Source organism: Phaeobacter sp. PT47_59, assembly GCF_028890025.1.
Taxonomy (GTDB): Bacteria; Pseudomonadota; Alphaproteobacteria; order Rhodobacterales; family Rhodobacteraceae; genus Phycobacter.
This window is the reverse complement of sequence record NZ_JARCJL010000017.1, coordinates 16,951-33,219: the sequence shown is the minus strand read 5'-3', so window position 1 is coordinate 33,219 and position 16,269 is coordinate 16,951. Positions and strand designations below refer to the sequence as shown.

At 62.4% G+C, this 16,269-nt stretch carries 14 protein-coding genes and 2 riboswitches; of the genes, 6 read left to right on the top strand and 8 right to left on the bottom strand.

Features of this window, described 5'->3' with window-relative positions:
• Positions 1-94: 94 nt before the first annotated feature.
• The 3 genes from PXK01_RS15130 to PXK01_RS15120 form a co-directional block, all read right to left on the bottom strand.
• Entirely contained in the window at positions 95-1,111 is a 1,017-nt protein-coding gene (locus PXK01_RS15130; protein ID WP_274860710.1) for a type I glyceraldehyde-3-phosphate dehydrogenase, read from the bottom strand.
• Between the two features lie 108 nt (positions 1,112-1,219).
• Complete coding sequence (locus PXK01_RS15125) at positions 1,220-2,050, bottom strand: bifunctional allantoicase/(S)-ureidoglycine aminohydrolase (protein ID WP_274860709.1); 831 nt, start codon at positions 2,048-2,050, stop codon at positions 1,220-1,222.
• 206 nt (positions 2,051-2,256) lie between these two features.
• Positions 2,257-3,033 carry an IclR family transcriptional regulator gene (locus PXK01_RS15120; protein ID WP_274846397.1) on the bottom strand — a complete coding sequence of 259 codons (777 nt, stop codon included), beginning with the start codon at positions 3,031-3,033 and terminating at the stop codon, positions 2,257-2,259.
• Positions 3,034-3,327: 294 nt separating this feature from the next.
• Positions 3,328-3,436, top strand: a riboswitch (glycine riboswitch).
• Positions 3,437-3,439: 3 nt separating this feature from the next.
• Positions 3,440-3,507: riboswitch (glycine riboswitch) on the top strand.
• 99 nt (positions 3,508-3,606) lie between these two features.
• Between PXK01_RS15120 and gcvT the strand changes: the two genes are divergently transcribed.
• The 3 genes from gcvT to gcvP all read left to right on the top strand — a co-directional run bounded on the left by gcvT (position 3,607) and on the right by gcvP (position 8,102).
• The gene (gene gcvT / locus PXK01_RS15115; protein ID WP_274860708.1) at positions 3,607-4,746 is read left to right on the top strand and encodes a glycine cleavage system aminomethyltransferase GcvT; all 1,140 of its coding nucleotides are present in this window, start codon (positions 3,607-3,609) and stop codon (positions 4,744-4,746) included.
• 41 nt (positions 4,747-4,787) lie between these two features.
• A complete protein-coding gene (gcvH, locus tag PXK01_RS15110) occupies positions 4,788-5,147 on the top strand; it encodes a glycine cleavage system protein GcvH (protein WP_274846395.1) in 360 nt (119 codons plus the stop codon).
• A 105-nt stretch (positions 5,148-5,252) separates the two neighbouring features.
• Entirely contained in the window at positions 5,253-8,102 is a 2,850-nt protein-coding gene (gene gcvP, locus PXK01_RS15105; RefSeq protein WP_274860707.1) for an aminomethyl-transferring glycine dehydrogenase, read from the top strand.
• A gap of 108 nt (positions 8,103-8,210) precedes the next feature.
• Here the strand turns inward: gcvP and PXK01_RS15100 are convergent, their stop codons facing one another.
• The 5 genes from PXK01_RS15100 to PXK01_RS15080 form a co-directional block, all read right to left on the bottom strand.
• Positions 8,211-10,190, bottom strand: a complete 1,980-nt coding sequence (locus PXK01_RS15100) for a methyl-accepting chemotaxis protein (RefSeq protein WP_274860755.1) — start codon at positions 10,188-10,190, stop codon at positions 8,211-8,213.
• A 9-nt stretch (positions 10,191-10,199) separates the two neighbouring features.
• Positions 10,200-10,373 (bottom strand): hypothetical protein, encoded by a 174-nt coding sequence (locus PXK01_RS15095; RefSeq protein ID WP_274846393.1) that lies wholly within the window; start codon positions 10,371-10,373, stop codon positions 10,200-10,202.
• A gap of 339 nt (positions 10,374-10,712) precedes the next feature.
• Complete coding sequence (locus PXK01_RS15090) at positions 10,713-11,723, bottom strand: hypothetical protein (protein ID WP_274860705.1); 1,011 nt, start codon at positions 11,721-11,723, stop codon at positions 10,713-10,715.
• Positions 11,724-11,854: 131 nt separating this feature from the next.
• Positions 11,855-12,046: a YgaP family membrane protein gene (locus PXK01_RS15085; protein WP_274846391.1), complete on the bottom strand. Its 192-nt coding sequence runs from the start codon at positions 12,044-12,046 to the stop codon at positions 11,855-11,857.
• A 98-nt stretch (positions 12,047-12,144) separates the two neighbouring features.
• Entirely contained in the window at positions 12,145-13,770 is a 1,626-nt protein-coding gene (locus tag PXK01_RS15080; protein ID WP_274846390.1) for an AMP-binding protein, read from the bottom strand.
• Positions 13,771-13,846: 76 nt separating this feature from the next.
• On the opposite strand from PXK01_RS15080, the gene PXK01_RS15075 reads away from it, so the two are divergent.
• The 3 genes from PXK01_RS15075 (at position 13,847) to PXK01_RS15065 (ending at position 16,239) form a co-directional block, all read left to right on the top strand.
• Complete coding sequence (locus PXK01_RS15075) at positions 13,847-14,770, top strand: DMT family transporter (protein ID WP_274846389.1); 924 nt, start codon at positions 13,847-13,849, stop codon at positions 14,768-14,770.
• 46 nt (positions 14,771-14,816) lie between these two features.
• A complete protein-coding gene (locus tag PXK01_RS15070; RefSeq protein ID WP_274846388.1) occupies positions 14,817-15,467 on the top strand; it encodes a sulfotransferase family 2 domain-containing protein in 651 nt (216 codons plus the stop codon).
• 109 nt (positions 15,468-15,576) lie between these two features.
• Positions 15,577-16,239, top strand: a complete 663-nt coding sequence (locus tag PXK01_RS15065) for a Hint domain-containing protein (RefSeq protein WP_274846387.1) — start codon at positions 15,577-15,579, stop codon at positions 16,237-16,239.
• Positions 16,240-16,269 lie beyond the last annotated feature (30 nt).

The following is a 16,269-nucleotide window of genomic DNA, read 5'->3' as shown; positions in this document are numbered from 1 at the left end:
CGTGCTTGCGCGGTGCCAAGCCCAACCGTGGCGAGGTGTCTTCGCAGAAGGCGCCTCTGTCGCGGGCGGGAGTTCGCCCGGCGCGATGTCGCGGTCAGGTCGCTGCCATCAGGCGGGCCACATCCAGCATGCGGGCGGAGAATCCCCACTCATTGTCGTACCAGCCAAAGAGGCGGATCTGCCGATCACCGCAGATGCGGGTTTCGGGCGTGGCCAGGACCAGGGATTCAGGGCGCGCGCGCAGATCGGAGGAGACCAGCGGCAGGTCGGTCCAACCCAGTTGCGGGCAATGGCTGACCGCTTCTTTCAGGCGTGCCAGCAGCGTTTCCTCGCAAAGTGGGGCTTTGAGTTGCGCGATCAGGTCCACCGCCGAGACGCTGGCGGTGGGAACCCGTACCGCAGCGCCGCTGATGCGCCCTTGCAGATGCGGCAGCACCTCGTCGATCAGATGCATGGCCGAGGTCGTGGTCGGCACCATCGACATGGCGGCTGCGCGCGAGCGGGCGAAATCGCCGCGCGGCGCATCCACCAGCGGCTGGGAGTTGGTGTAGCAGTGGATCGTGGTCATATGGGCCGTTTCGATCCCAGCGATTCCATCCAGCAGCTTGACCAGCGGCGCCAGCGCATTGGTGGTGCAGGAGGCGTTGGAGACGACCCGGGCGGCGCCCAGGCTGTCTTCGTTGGCGCCCAGCACGATGGTGCGTTCCGCCGCCGGAGAAGGGCCGGAGATCAGCACCTTGCGCGCTCCGGCCTCCAACCCGCGCTGTGCCACGTCCGATGTGCGTGCGATACCTGTGCATTCCAGCACCACGTCGACGCCAGCGAGATCCACCTCGGTCAGATCCGCGCATTGGCTGACGGGGATTTCCCGCCCCATCACGCGCAGGCTGCCGGTACCGGTTGCCCCTGTACCGGTTTCCACCGCGCCGGTTTCCACTGTGCCGGGCAGGGGGCCGTAGGTGCTGTCGTATTGCAGCAGGTAGGCACAAAGATCGAGCGGCGCGATGTCGTTTATGCGCAGAACCTCGATATCCTCATGCCCTGGCTGCATGAGGATCTGGCGCAGGATGGCGCGGCCGATACGGCCAAATCCGTTGATCGCGATCTTCATGGTCTTGTCTCCGGCTCAAATGCCGTCCTCTGAAACTGAATATGCCGCCAATCTAGAGAGGCAATGGAGGAGGAAAGGCAAGACCGCTGCGGAAAAAAGTGATGCCCCTCAGCGCAGCGGTGCCAGCGGCATGTGCCGGTTCACGTCCTTGTACAGGAGATAGCGGAAGCGGCCCGGCCCGCCCGCATAGCAGGCCTGCGGGCAGAAGGCGCGCAGCCACATGAAATCGCCGGCCTCCACCTCGACCCAATCCTGGTTCAGGCGGTAGACCGCCTTGCCTTCCAGCACAAACAACCCGTGCTCCATCACATGGGTTTCGGCAAAGGGGATGGTGCCGCCGGGCTCAAAGGTGACGATGGTGACATGCATGTCATGCGATAGATCTTCGGGATCCATGAAGCGGGTGGTGCCCCAGCGCCCGTCGGTACCGGGCATCATATTGGGGGCAAGGTCCTCTTCGTTCACGGTGAAAAATGCGGGTGCGTCGACGCCCGGCGCGGGTTGCCACTGTTTACGGATCCAATGGAAGGAGGCCAATGCCTCGGTCGTGTTGCGCAGGGACCAGTTGCTGCCTGGCGGCACATAGGCAAAGCCGCCTTCCTGCAGGATATGGGCGGTGCCGTCCATGGTCAGTTCAACCTGTCCGGCGGTGACGAAAATGCTCCCCTGTGCCGCTGGATCGGTTTCCGGGGTATCAGAACCGCCACCCGGCTGCAGTTCGACGATATACTGCGAAAAGGTTTCGGCAAATCCGCTGAGCGGCCGGGCGATCACCCACATGCGCATACCCTGCCAGCCTGGCAGCACCGAGGTGACGATGTCCTGCATCGTGCCCTTCGGGATGACGGCATAGGCCTCGGTGAATACCGCACGCCCGGTCAGCAGTTGATCCTGACCGGGATGGCCGCCGGTCGGAGTAAAATAGCGACGCTCTGTCATCGGCCTGATACCTCTTGTTTTCTCTTGCGCGAGCCCGGGAGACGCTCTCATCCGACGCGGTTTTGCCCGGTGTTGCGGCACCGCTCGGGGCTCCTGGTGACGGGCCGACTATGGGTCCGCAGCAGCCGGTCTCCAAGGCGCAAGACAGCGAAAACAACCTTCGTGTTTATTTGAATATCGCCGGGCTGGCGGAGCGGTGATATCCCTTACAGGCAGTCGACCGCCTTGGACTGACGCAGATCGGCGGCGCAGACCTGCAGGCCACGCAGCAGGTCTTCGGTATCATGCGCTAGGCTTTGGCCGCGCGGGATCGAGGCGCCGACCACGATCGGGGTGCCGCCCGGAGCGGAGACCGGAACCGCTACCCCCAGAATGCCCGGTTCGAATTCGCTGTCGGTGAAAGACCAGCCCTGGCGACGGGCAAGATTGACCTGTTCGAGGATGTCATCGGCCTGGGTCAGCGACTGTTCCGTGTGGCGTGGGATCTCGGCTTGGGCCAGTCGTTCCTTCACCTCTTCTTCCGGAAGGCAGGCCAGCAGCATGCGGCCAAGGCTGGTGTGCAGCAGCGGGATATGGGAGCCCGCAGTGAAACCATAGGTCACCGGCCCCTGATCCACGGTGGATTGTGCCAGGACCAGCACCCGTCCCTGATCCAGGATGCAAAGGGTGATCCCCAGGCCCAGGGCATGGGCATGTTGGTTGAGAAGGGGCTGGACGCGGCGGCCAAATTGATTGGCCTGCAGAAAGCCCCCGGCAAGCGCCAGCACGCGCGGGGTGAGCGACAGCATGCGGCCATCCTGACGTAGATATCCGGCCTGCACCAGCGTCAGCGCACCGCGCCGCGCGGTGGCCCTGTCTTGCCCGCTGCGCCGGGCAATCTCTGCCAGGGTGAGGCTCGGCGTTTCGGCATCAAACACCGCCATGACCGCCAAGCCTTTGGCAAAACTCGATGAAATGTTTCGATCTTGAGGAGGTTTGTGCATGCGCGGGTCCAAATCTATTCGTGAATACGACGTGTCCTCATTGACACGAAACTGGTAACGGCACTGAATGTGTGCGGATTTCGGGATCTGAGTTCGCTAACCGTACTTTGTCAAGGGATCTTGGCCCTGCCTGTCTCAAAAACCCAGGCCAACGCTGCGGAACCTCACGTCACCAGAAAGGCGCGCCTGCGATCTGTGGGCTTGCTTGCTGTGGTGTGAACCTGGATCACGCAGAAGCGACCTCTTTGGCCCTGTTTGCGTCTTGAACGGGGGGCGGCGCGCTGCTAGGGTCGCCGCGCGCAGACGGGAGAACCGCAGCGGGGCAGAATCGAGCTGCTCCAAACCGGTGCCGAAGGAGCAACCGCCCCGGAAACTCTCAGGCCCAAAGGACCGCCTGCGCAGTGAACTCTGGAGAGATCCCGGCCACATGCCGGGGCGCCGAAGGGATAGCGATCTCAGGCAACAAGGACAGAGGGGGCATCGAAGTGTGCAGGCAAAATCTGCGCGAAACTTGGATGCCGGACCCATTCGCGCAGATGGATCGGACCGGCCGTGATAACGGGACGGACGCGCATGTCTGACGAAACCACGTCTGAATTGAAGAAGACGCCTCTTTTTGCCCTGCATGAAGAGCTTGGCGGCAAGATGGTTCCCTTTGCGGGCTACCTGATGCCGGTGCAATACCCCATGGGCATCATGGGGGAGCACAAGCACACCCGCGCCAAGGCGGGCCTGTTTGATGTCAGCCACATGGGGCAGGTGATCCTGCGCGCTGGCAGCTACCAAGCGGTGGCCGAGGCGTTCGAGACGCTGGTGCCGATGGATGTGCTGGGCCTGAAGGAGGGCCGCCAGCGCTATGGTCTGTTCACCAACGATCAGGGCGGCATCGAGGATGACCTGATGTTCGCCAATCGCGGCGATCATCTGTTCGTGGTGGTGAATGCCGCCTGCAAGGAGGCCGATATCGCCCGCATGAAGGCCGCACTTGAACCGGCCGTCACCGTGACCCCGGTGACGGATCGCGCACTTCTGGCCTTGCAAGGCCCTGCGGCCGAGGCGGTCTTGTCCTCCATTGTTCCCGCCGCGGGTGATATGACATTCATGGATGTGGCCACCTTGGACGCAGAGGGTGTGGAGATCTGGGTCTCCCGCTCGGGCTACACCGGCGAGGATGGCTACGAGATTTCCGTGCCTGCCGACCAGGCTGAGGCCTTTGCCCGCCGCCTGCTGGCGCATGAGGATGTGGAACCCATCGGCCTGGGTGCGCGCGATTCCCTGCGTCTGGAAGGCGGGCTTTGCCTTTATGGCCACGATATCGATGCTGAAACCCGCCCCGCTGCGGCCTCGCTCACCTGGGCGATCCAGAAGGTGCGTCGCGCCGGTGGCGACCGCGAAGGCGGCTTCCCGGGGGCGGCGCATGTCTTTGCCGAGATGGCCGATGGCCCCAGCCAGCGCCGCGTCGGCCTGAGCCCCGAGGGCCGCGCCCCCATGCGCGAGGGCGTTGAGCTCTTTGCCGCTGCCGAGGGCGGTGACCCCATTGGCAAGATTACCTCGGGCGGCTTTGGCCCCACCGTGGGCGGCCCTGTTGCCATGGGCTATGTGCCATCTGATCTGGCGGCACCCGGCACAGAAATCTACGGCGAGCTGCGCGGCAAGCGCGTGCCCGTCACCGTTGCATCGCTGCCCTTCGTGGCGGCCAACTTCAAGCGCTGAAACCAAACAACAAAGCGCATTGGTTCAAAGGGAACGAGACCATGAAATACACCGAAGAACACGAGTGGCTGCAGGCCGAGGGCGAGATCATCACCGTGGGCATCACCGCCCATGCGGCTGAACAGCTGGGCGATGTGGTCTTTGTCGAGCTGCCCGAAGTCGGCACCGAAGTCACCAAGGACGAAGAGATCGTGGTGATCGAATCCGTCAAGGCGGCCTCGGACATCCTGTCGCCGCTGGATGGCGAGATCGTCGAGATCAACGAGGCCATCGTCGATGAGCCCGGCAAGGTCAACGACGACCCCGAAGGAGAGGCCTGGTTCTTCAAGATCAAGCCCTCCGATCTGTCTCCGATGGACGATTACATGGATGAATCCGCCTATAAGGCCTTCATCGGCTGAGTTTTTCCCCGCCCCCATCTGGTGGCGGGGGCCACTCTACCTGGCGCGCGGGCCTGCCCGCTGCCTTTCCTTTGTCCGAACCCATGATCCTCGAAGGGGTGCCTCATGTCTTTTGAACCGACGGACTACCTGCCGTATGACTTTGCCAACCGCCGCCATATCGGCCCCTCTCCGCAGGAGATGGAAGAGATGCTGCGCGTCGTGGGCGCCGACAGCCTGGATGCGCTGATCGATGACACCGTTCCGGCCTCGATCCGCCAGAAGGCGGCACTGGAGTTCGGTCGCCCGCTCTCCGAGCGTGAGCTCTTGTTCCACATGCGCGAAGTGGCCAATAAGAACAAGCTGATGACCTCGCTCATCGGTCAGGGCTATCACGGCACCGTCACCCCGCCGGCGATCCAGCGCAACATCCTGGAAAACCCGGCCTGGTACACCGCCTACACGCCCTATCAGCCGGAAATCTCGCAAGGGCGGCTTGAGGCGCTGTTGAACTTCCAGACGATGATTTCGGACCTGACCGGTCTTGAGATTGCCAATGCGTCGCTGCTGGACGAGGCAACCGCCTGCGCCGAGGCGATGACCATGGCGCAGCGGGTAGCGAAATCCAAGGCCAAGGCGTTCTTCATCGATCGCGACTGCCACCCGCAGAACATCGCTGTGATGAAGACGCGTGCGGAACCTCTCGGTATCGAGGTGATCGTCGGCAACCCTGACAAGATGGACCCCGAGCAGGTATTCGGCGCGATCTTCCAGTATCCGGGCACCTATGGGCACGTCACCGACTTCACGCCTCATATCGAGAAACTGCACGCCCACAAGGCCATCGGCATCGTGACCGCCGATCCGCTGGCGCTGACGCTGCTGAAGGAACCGGGCGCCATGGGGGCCGATATCGCTGTCGGCTCCACCCAGCGGTTTGGCGTGCCGATGGGGGCAGGGGGGCCGCATGCGGCCTATATGGCCGCGAAGGATGCCTATAAGCGGGCGATGCCGGGCCGGATCGTGGGTGTCTCTATCGATGCCCATGGCAACAAGGCCTATCGCCTGTCACTGCAGACCCGCGAACAGCACATCCGCCGTGAAAAGGCCACCTCCAACGTCTGCACCGCGCAGGCTCTGCTGGCGGTGATGGCCTCGATGTATGGCGTGTTCCACGGTCCCCAGGGGCTGAAGGCCATCGCGCAGCGCATCCACCGCAAGACCGTGCGTCTTGCCAAGGGGCTGGAGGAGGCCGGGTTCAAGGTGGATCCACGGGTCTTTTTCGACACCATAACCGTGGATGTGGGCCCGCTGCAGGCGGCGGTTCTGAAATCCGCCGTGGATGAGGGCATCAACCTGCGTCGGGTGGGCGAGTTCCGCGTCGGCATCACCCTGGATGAGACCACCCGCCCCGAAACCATCGAGGCCGTCTGGCGCGCCTTCGGGATCGTGCGGGCCGATGACGATTTCACGCCGGAATACCGCGTGCCGGAGGATCTGCACCGCACCTCGGACTACCTGACCCATCCGATCTTCCACATGAACCGGGCCGAGACCGAGATGATGCGCTACATGCGCCGCCTGGCGGATCGCGACCTGGCGCTGGACCGGGCGATGATCCCGCTTGGCTCCTGCACCATGAAGCTGAATGCGGCGGCCGAGATGATGCCGCTCAGCTGGCCGGAGTTTTCCAGCATTCACCCCTTTGCGCCCGCCGATCAGACCGAAGGCTATACCGAGATGGTCACCGACCTGTCGGCGAAGCTGTGTCAGATCACCGGTTATGATGCGATCTCGATGCAGCCCAATTCGGGTGCGCAGGGGGAATACGCCGGTCTTCTGACCATCGCCGCCTATCACCGCGCCCGCGGCGAAGGCCATCGCAACATCTGCCTGATCCCGGTCTCTGCCCATGGTACCAACCCGGCTTCGGCGCAGATGGTGGGCTGGCAGGTCGTGGTGGTGAAATCGGCCGATAACGGCGATATTGACCTCGAGGATTTCCGTGCCAAGGCCGAGAAACACCGCGACAATCTGGCGGGCTGCATGATCACCTATCCCTCGACCCACGGCGTGTTCGAGGAAACCGTGCATGAGGTCTGCAAGATCACCCATGACTTTGGCGGCCAGGTCTATATCGATGGCGCCAATATGAACGCCATGGTCGGCCTCAGCCGTCCCGGCGATCTGGGCGGCGATGTCAGCCACCTGAACCTGCACAAGACCTTTGCCATCCCCCATGGCGGCGGTGGCCCCGGCATGGGACCGATCGGAGTGAAATCGCATCTGGTCACGCATCTTCCGGGCCATCCGGAAACCGGTGGCAGCGAAGGTCCGGTATCGGCGGCGCCACTTGGGTCGGCCTCGATCCTGACGATCAGTTGGGCCTATTGCCTGATGATGGGCGGGGCCGGTCTGACCCAGGCGACCAAGGTTGCGATCCTCAACGCCAACTATATCGCCAAGCGGCTCGAAGGCGCCTATGACGTCCTCTACAAGGGGCCGACGGGCCGCGTCGCGCATGAGTGCATCCTGGATACGCGCCCCTATGCGGACAGCGCCCATGTCACCGTGGATGATGTGGCGAAACGTTTGATGGACAGTGGTTTTCACGCCCCGACCATGAGCTGGCCGGTGGCGGGCACCCTGATGGTGGAGCCGACGGAATCCGAAACCAAGGCCGAGCTGGACCGCTTCTGCGAGGCGATGCTGTCGATCCGCGAAGAGATCCGCGACATCGAAGAGGGGCGCATCGATGCGGAGAACAACCCGCTGAAACATGCCCCCCACACGATGGAGGATTTGGTCAAGGACTGGGACCGCCCCTACAGCCGCGAGCAGGGCTGTTTCCCGCCCGGTGCCTTCCGGGTGGACAAATACTGGCCGCCGGTCAACCGCGTGGACAATGTCTATGGTGACCGGCACCTGATCTGCACCTGTCCGCCGCTGGAAGACTACCTGGACGCGGCAGAGTAAACATCGCTCTTCAGAAACGAAAAAGCGGGTCCCATTGGGGCCCGCTTGATTTTTTTGGTCAGGCCGCAGCCGTTGCCGGATGTGCCCTGTTGCGAGGGCGATCAGACCTCAGAAATCCTGCCACTTGTCGACAGCCGCGTTACCATGGGCGACGGGAACGGCGGATTGTGCCGGAATGGCTGCCTGCTCCCAGCTGTCGCTGCCATGGGCGGTGGGGTCGGGGGACTTCACCTGGGTGAGACCTCCACTTCCTTCGATCTTGAAGGAGGCCACCAGCTCGGCCAGCTTGGTCGCATCGGAGTTCAGCATATGGCTTGCCGCCGTCGCCTGTTCCACCATCGCCGCGTTCTGCTGGGTCACCTGGTCCAGCTGCACCACGCCGGTGTTGATCTCGCCCAGACCCGTGGACTGCTCCACCGCGCCCTCGGCAATGTCGGTCACCAGCTTCGAGATATGGTTCACCCGCTCGACGATGCTGTTCAGAGCCTCGCCCGCCTTGCCGACCAGATCGACGCCGCGCTCCACCTGGCGCGAGGAATCGCTGATCAGCGTCTTGATCTCCATCGCCGCATCCGAGGAGCGCTGCGCCAGGGCGCGCACTTCGGAGGCCACCACCGCAAAGCCACGGCCTGCTTCGCCTGCTCGGGCAGCCTCGACCCCGGCGTTCAGGGCCAGGAGGTTGGTCTGGAAGGCGATGTCGTCGATCACGCCGATGATCTGGGCGATATGGGTCGAGGACTGTTCGATCTCGGTCATCGCCGAGACCGCGCTTTGCACCACGGTGCCGCTGTTCTCGGCCTCCTGCTTGGCCTCGTCCATGATGTTCTCGACGCTGCGCGCACCTTCGGCGGCGGATTTCACGCTTGCCGTGAGTTCATCGAGGGCGGCGGCGGTTTCCTCAAGGGTTGCGGCCTGGCTTTCGGTGCGGTGCGAGAGGTCGTCCGAGGACTGGCTGATCTCGGCGGCGCCATTGCGGATGCTGGCGGCGGAGTCGATCACCTGCAGCACGGTGGACCGCAGGGTCGCGGTCGAGATGTTGAAGCTGCGGCGCAGCCGGTCATAGCCTTTGGGGAACTCTTCCTTGATTTCACACTCCAGATCGCGATCGGCCAGGAGTTTGAGATGGTCGTTGAGGGTTTCGACCACCGTTGAGCGGGTCTTTTCGGCTTCGGCCAGGGTTTCATCGGCCTCTTTCAGGGCCTTGCGGGTTTTCTCCATGGCGCGGTTCAGCCCGCCGATTTCGGTCTTTGCATCCATGAAGGCCGGTTTGAAGATAAAGTCCTTATGGGCCAGGCGATCCAGGTCCCCTTGCAGGGCTCCGAACTGGGTGTCGAAGGTTCGGATCAGGCGCCAGCCAATGGCGCAGCAGGCCAGGATCGACAGGGTGACGATCGCTGCGGTCGTCAAGAGGGTGATGATCGCGGCCCGGGCTTCGGCCTGGGCCAGCGTGGTCATCCGCTTGGTGGCCATTTCCTCTGCCTTATGCAGATAGTTGATCCACTTGGAGGACACGGCGAACCATTGTTTTACCGTGACATTGGGCAGGGTGCCTTCGGGGCCAGCGGCGATCACCGCCTTGCGCACCTCTGGCAAACCGCTCTCCTTCAACCCCTTCTTGAAATCCAGATCTGCGAATTGCTTTAGCAGCACGATCTCGGCGAGGTGCAGAACCTGCTTTTCGGCAACGCTTTCGGCCGAAAACAGGTTGTAGACGGGCAGGGCAAAGGAGCCTGCGCTGAACCCGGTCAGGCCGGCAGAGCGCTGAAGTTCGACGGCTTCCTTGGCCGCGCTGAGCGGAACCAGGCCGGATGCGATCTGTACGATTTCGGGGTTTTTCTGGCGCAGCATTTCCGCATCGGCGGCATCCAGAACAGCGATGATGATCCTGGTGAAATCCGCGCTTGCATCGGCGGCGGCAACAGACTTGGACCGCACGGCAGCGCGGATCTCGTCAAGGTTTGCCATCTCCTTGCGGACCTTGGCGGCGTGTTCGGGGATTTTGCCGCTGTATTTGTCTACGTTGCGGCGGATTTCATCCAGTTCGGCAGCGAAATTGGCTCCACCGGATTGTAGGAAACCTGCGGTGATGCCCCGTTCTTACTGCAGATAATGCGCGAGATTGGACAGCGATACAGCTTCGGCAATCTCGACTTGGGTGTGTCTGGCATCCAGAAAACGATTGAAGTCGGCGATGCCTTTCATTCCGCCTTCAACAACAAGGGCTACAAAAGGTATCACAATCAGCGCAAGGATAGAGGAGCGCAGGGTCATCGGTAACATTCTCCTAGTACTGCCGCATTTTTCAGCGACAGGGGGGTAAGCTGCCTAAAAGATATTGATTGGCACGCTTACAATGCTATCGAGCAGAGGTGTTAATGCTTCCCTTAAACATTACAGAAACTCGCGCATGAGGTGTCTTGGTGAAACCAATTCACCCATGACCTTACGTAAGGCAGAGGTGTTTCAGTCATTTTGGATGGGCAGAGGCCCCTGTTCGGGAGTGGTCGCATGCGGAAACCCCGCGTTGGGAAAGTCTGAGCTGTGCGGTGTCAGAGCGCAACGGGTCGGCGCGATACACCGGCTGCAGGGATTGCAGACCCGCTGGCCTGGCTAGTTGCAGATGTTTTGCAGGCGCACCCAGTCGCTGTCGTTCAGAACCGGTTCCAGCACGCGCCCGGCCATCGGGTCGGCCTCGATCAGTCCAATCGTGGTTTCACCCGTAATATCAGCGGCATAGGCAAAGGGGCTTGAGGGAATCGCCGCGCGGGCGAATTCGGCCAGAAGCACCTCCTCGGCCAGGTCGGGGCGCGGAGCGGCCAGCACCGTTTCCACATAGTGGTCCAGTGTGTCGCGGTTCAGCTGTCCCGTGGTCAGCAAGCGGAACGAGGCAAGAGGTCCGCCCGAGGCAAGAAGTTCGGCCAGGGGATCCTCAACCCCGGCGCGGGCCCGTTCCGCCAGAATGGCACCCGCTGCCACGGCGGGGTCCTCGTAGTCTTCCACGAACGAGCGGTTCAACAGCACGATACCACCGGGCAGATGCAGGCTGCTGGCCAATCCGGACCGGAAGATCACCAGACGGCGCACGCCGGTGCGCAGGGCGAGTTTTTCCAGGATCGGAGCGGTGTCGGCGCTCATGCAGGCCTGGCCGGTGACCCGCTCGATCCGCCCCAGCAGCGCCTGGCCGATGGCCTTGCGCTTGATGTCGGGCACCACGCTGACCGCGTGGTTCTGCAGGGCGCTTGGCAGCCAGAGGAAGACCAGGAGCGCCAACAGGGCGGTCACGCCCAGCACGCTGGCCGCGCGCAGGCGGCCGGGATGGGGGCGACGGCGTTCGATGGCAGCACGCACGCGGTCGATGGCCTCCAGCATGGTGACCTCATCCTCGGAGATCTCCAGGGTTTCGCCGGGATCGCCATCGGGATGGAAAATGGCGGGAAACTGGCCGGGATTGGCGCGTTCGACGGCGGCCAGCGACCAATGCGCCAGCGGCCTGTCGTTCATATCCGTGATGGTGAGCGTCGCATCGCCGACCGAGACGATGACATCCCGGCGTTGAGAGTCCGGAGAGGCGCGCCAGAGCGCGGCAGCCTCAAGCCGTTGAAATTCTCTCAGTGCCGTCATTCAGGCTGCCTGTCACATGCTATTGCTTCTGTTTGCAGCAAAATAGCATGGCGATGGGCAAAGCAGCAAACCACTTTACCCATTTATGAGGTAGAACCGATGCATTCGGCCGCGCGCCTGAAGCCTTGGCCTCAGGCGGGTTTCAGGCCGAGCCGGGCAAAGATCATCGCCGCCGGGCAGAAGCCGGTGAAGGCGGACTGGAACATATTGGCGCCGACGAAGACCGTCAGCCACATCCAGTAGGGGGAGACGAACTGGGTCAGCACCACGGAGAGAAGCACCATGAACCCGGCCATCGCCATAACCGCATTGTTGATCGTCATGTCATTTCCTTTCGATTCCGGGCGCCAGACAGCCCATTACATTCCAAAATAGGAATGTTAATGGGCTGACGCAAGGGGCAATCGCGTGGAATGATGCTTTAGGCGTTGGCGATCTTGCGGAGTTCGAATTTCTGGATCTTGCCGGTCGAGGTCTTGGGCAGCTCCTGAAACACGACCTTCTTGGGCGCCTTGAAACCTGCCAGGGTTTCGCGGGAAAAGGCAATGAGACCTGCCTCATCCACCGTGGCCCCCTCTTTCAGCTCGACAAAGGCGCAAGGGACCTCTCCCCATTTGTCGTCCTGCTTGGCAACCACCGCAGCCAGGTTGACGTCCGGATGCGCCATCAGCACGCCCTCGACCTCGACCGAGGAGATGTTTTCGCCGCCGGATATGATGATGTCCTTGGCCCGGTCGGCGATCTGGATATAGCCATCGGGGTGCTGGATCGCGATATCGCCGGAGTGAAAATAGCCGCCCTTGAAGCTTTCGGCGGTGGCTTCGGGGTTCTTCAGATAGCCCTTCATCACCGAGTTGCCGCGCATGACGATCTCGCCCTGATCCTTGGCGTTCATCGGGATCTGCCCCATGTTCTCGTCCACCACGGTGATGTGATCCATCATCGGGAAGGCGACCCCCTGGCGGGCCTTGATCGCGGCGCGCCCCTGCTGGTCCAGCGCATCCCAGCTGTCGCCCTTCCACAGGCATTCGGTCACGTGGCCATAGGTCTCGGTCAGCCCGTAGACCTGCGTTACGTGGAAGCCGAGGCGTTCGATCTTCTCCAGCGTCGCTGGGGCAGGGGGCGCGCCTGCGGTGAAGACCTCGACCGTGTGATCAAAGTCGCGGCGCTCTTCCTCCTTGGCGTTGACGATCATGTTCAGCACGATGGGCGCGCCGCCGAAATGGGTGACGCCTTCCTCGGCGATGGCGTCATAGACCGCAGGCGCCGTGACATTGCGGCAGCAGACCAGGGTGCCGCCCAGAACCGGCATCATCCAGGTGTGGTTCCAGCCATTGCAGTGAAACAGCGGCACGATGGTCAGATAGACCGGGTGCATCACCATGCGCCAGGAAATCACCGTGCCCATGGTCATCAGGTAGGCGCCGCGATGATGATAGACCACGCCCTTGGGGCGCCCGGTGGTGCCGGAGGTATAGTTCAGCGCCAGGCTTTCCCATTCATCCTCTGGCATGATCCATTCAAAATCATGAGCGGCATGGCCCAGCACCTCTTCATAGACCGGATGGCGGCCACTGGCGGCAAATCCGGCCTCGGGATCGGGGACCTCGATCAGGATCGGGCCTTCGCCCTCCATCTGCGCCTTGGCGGCTTCGGCGAGGGGCAGGAACTCGGTATCGACCAGGGCGACCTTCGCCTCTCCGTGGTCAAAGATATAGGCGACCGTATCCACATCGAGGCGGGTGTTGATGGTGTTGAGAACCGCGCCACAGGCAGGCACGCCGAAATGCGCCTCGGCCTGGGCGGGCAGGTTTGGAATAAGGGTGGCAACCACATCGCCCGGCTTTACCCCCATGCGGGCAAGCGCCGAGGCAAGCCGCGTGCAGCGATCATAGTAGGCGGCATAGGTCTTGCGGTGCTTGCCGTAGACCACGGCGGGAACATCGGCGAAAACATGTGCGGCACGGCGCAGGTGCGACAGCGGGGTCAGCGGAACATAGTTTGCCGCATTTTTACCCAAGCCGGTTTCGTCAGCCATCCAACCCATAAGTTTCCTCCAATGATTCCGCGGAATGTCGCTTTGAGGACAGATATTGCGGAAAGTTGCGCTCAATGGAAGAGGAATGAAACAAACGATCTCTTCCCCGCCGCTGGTCGGCAGTCATAGCGGTGCGGCGCCGATCATGGTGGCCGCGATGGTGATTATCGGCATCAGCGACAACGCGGTTCCGCTGATGGCCGAACAGATTGGCATCTGGCAGTTCTACCTGATGCGCACCGTCATTGCCCTGCCGCTGGTCTGGGTGATGATGCAGGCAGGCCTTGGCAGTTTGCGCCCCGGCCGGATGTGGGCCGTGGCGCTGCGCGGCATGCTGGTGGCGGTGTCGATGGTGTTCTATTTCTCGGCCGTGGCGCTGATGCCGCTGGCACAGGCGCTTGCCGGTCTATTCACCTCGCCGATCCTGATTGTGCTGATCTCGGTGCTGGTTCTGAAACAGCGTATCGGTCCGATCCGGGTGACGGCGGTTGCGCTTGGATTTCTGGGGGTTCTTCTTGTCCTGCAACCGGATCCGGCCAATTTCGACTGGCTGATCCTGCTGCCGGTCTGCGGCGGGCTGTTCTATGCGCTTGGTTCGATGGCGACGGGGCTGATGTGCCGCGAGGAAAGCACGGTATCCATGCTGTTTGCGATGCTGCTGGCGCAGGCGCTGATCGGCGCGGTTGCGCTTGGCGGGTTGGCGCTGTGGCCGCTGCCGGTGGCCGAGGGCGCCGATGGCTTTGTGACCCGTGGCTGGGTCTGGCCGATTTGGCCGGTCTCGCATTGGGTTCTCCTGCAAGGGGTCGCCTCGGTCCTGGGGGTGTTCCTGATCACCAAGGCCTATCAGCTGGGAGAGGCCTCCTATGTGGCGGTGTTCGAGTATTCGGTGATCATCGTGGGACCTGCCTTTGCCTGGATGGTGTTCGGGCAAAGCCTGGAACCGATGCAGATCGCGGGGATTGCGCTGATCGTGCTGGCCGGGGGCACCATTGCCTTACGCGGTGGCTGATCCCCGCGGCGTTTGCATTCGCGCCTCGATTGCCTAAGGTTGGCCCATGATCCTGTCCCCTGGCCGTAACTACGTCTTTGTCCATATCCCCAAGACCGGGGGCACGGCGCTGTCGCTGGCGCTGGAGGCGCGGGCGATGAAGGACGATATGATGCTGGGCGATACGCCAAAAGCGTCGAACCGCCGCCGCCGCCTGCGCGATGTGAAGACCCGAGGGCGGTTGTGGAAACACTCCACCCTGGCCGATATCGAAGGGCTGCTGCCCCAGGAGCAACTGCGGGGACTGTTTGCCTTTACCCTGGTGCGCAACCCCTTTGATCGCGCTGTCAGCTATTACCACTGGCTGCGGGCGCAAGCCTTCGACCATCCCGCCGTGAGCCGTTCCAAGACCCTGGAGTTCAGGGACTTCATCCTGCACAGCGACACGCTGGACGCCTTTCAGGCCCATCCCGCCCGGTCCTACATGCGGCACGCGGACGGGGTCGAACAGTGCGATGCCTACATTCGGATCGAACACTTCCAGAAAGACGCCGAACCGCTGTTCGATCACCTGGGTTTCCGTCTGGAGTTGCCGCGCAGCAATGCGTCGCGTCGCCTGGCCGACTGGCGGGAGTATTACGATCCACAGACCCGCGCGGCCATTGCCGCCGCCTGTGCCGAAGAAATCGAACAATTTGAATATTCTTTTAACCAATAGCCTTTACTTCTGTTTAAGACGGGGCGCATCGCCCCGGTTGAATAGATGAAAAAGGCAATGCGGTCAAAGGGATATGCCCTGCGGCGGCGCTGGCCGGAAAGGGTCGCGAATGCTCGATTGGTTCCAGAAACGCGGTGGATCTTCCTCTCAACCGGCGGTGCCGATGGTGTCGGTTGGCCTTGGCGGTTTCCTGGCCGGAACCCATGTGGCATCGAACCTCGGGTGGCGCCCGATCGAGGCGTTGACGGTTGGGGATCAGGTGCTGACCTTTGATCACGGCATGCAGCCTCTGATCGGATTGAGCCGCGAAACCCTGAAGATCAGCGAAGAGCCAGAGGATGCGATGATGTGCCCGGTCCTGGTGCCGCGCGATGCGCTGAACAATCGCGTGCCCATGTATCTGACGCCGGATCAGGGGGTTCTGGTCGAAAGCGATCTGGTCCAGGACATTCAGGGTGATCCCTTTGCCGTGGTGCCTGCCTGCGCGCTGGAGGGCTATCGTGGCATCCAGCGGCTGCATCCGGCAGCCGAAGTCGAGGTGATCGTTCCCCGTTTTGCCACGGATGAGGTAGTCTATCTTGAGGCGGGTTTGCTGGGCTATGCTCCGACGGAACGGGATCTTCTGGCGGATCCGGTCGGCACTGACCTCTACACGGTGATGCCCCCGAATGAGGCGCGCAAACTGGTTCAGGCGATGATTGCGTCAGAAACCTGCGCTCCGTTTGACACCGCGACAGCGCATAGCACCACCGGATTTCCAATCATAAGCTGAGCCCTATCGAGCAGGGCAATTCTGCCATCC

Excerpts from the sequence above, each read along its gene's own strand:
- PXK01_RS15120 (WP_274846397.1), bottom strand. The coding sequence starts at position 3,033 with ATGCACAAACCTCCTCAAGATCGAAACATTTCATCGAGTTTTGCCAAA.
- PXK01_RS15095 (WP_274846393.1), bottom strand. The coding sequence starts at position 10,373 with ATGACCCTGCGCTCCTCTATCCTTGCGCTGATTGTGATACCTTTTGTA.
- PXK01_RS15075 (WP_274846389.1), top strand. The coding sequence starts at position 13,847 with ATGAAACAAACGATCTCTTCCCCGCCGCTGGTCGGCAGTCATAGCGGT.
- gcvH (WP_274846395.1), top strand. The coding sequence starts at position 4,788 with ATGAAATACACCGAAGAACACGAGTGGCTGCAGGCCGAGGGCGAGATC.
- PXK01_RS15080 (WP_274846390.1), bottom strand. The coding sequence starts at position 13,770 with ATGGGTTGGATGGCTGACGAAACCGGCTTGGGTAAAAATGCGGCAAAC.
- PXK01_RS15070 (WP_274846388.1), top strand. The coding sequence starts at position 14,817 with ATGATCCTGTCCCCTGGCCGTAACTACGTCTTTGTCCATATCCCCAAG.
- PXK01_RS15065 (WP_274846387.1), top strand. The coding sequence starts at position 15,577 with ATGCTCGATTGGTTCCAGAAACGCGGTGGATCTTCCTCTCAACCGGCG.
- gcvT (WP_274860708.1), top strand. The coding sequence starts at position 3,607 with ATGTCTGACGAAACCACGTCTGAATTGAAGAAGACGCCTCTTTTTGCC.
- PXK01_RS15130 (WP_274860710.1), bottom strand. The coding sequence starts at position 1,111 with ATGAAGATCGCGATCAACGGATTTGGCCGTATCGGCCGCGCCATCCTG.
- gcvP (WP_274860707.1), top strand. The coding sequence starts at position 5,253 with ATGTCTTTTGAACCGACGGACTACCTGCCGTATGACTTTGCCAACCGC.
- PXK01_RS15090 (WP_274860705.1), bottom strand. The coding sequence starts at position 11,723 with ATGACGGCACTGAGAGAATTTCAACGGCTTGAGGCTGCCGCGCTCTGG.
- PXK01_RS15125 (WP_274860709.1), bottom strand. The coding sequence starts at position 2,050 with ATGACAGAGCGTCGCTATTTTACTCCGACCGGCGGCCATCCCGGTCAG.
- PXK01_RS15085 (WP_274846391.1), bottom strand. The coding sequence starts at position 12,046 with ATGACGATCAACAATGCGGTTATGGCGATGGCCGGGTTCATGGTGCTT.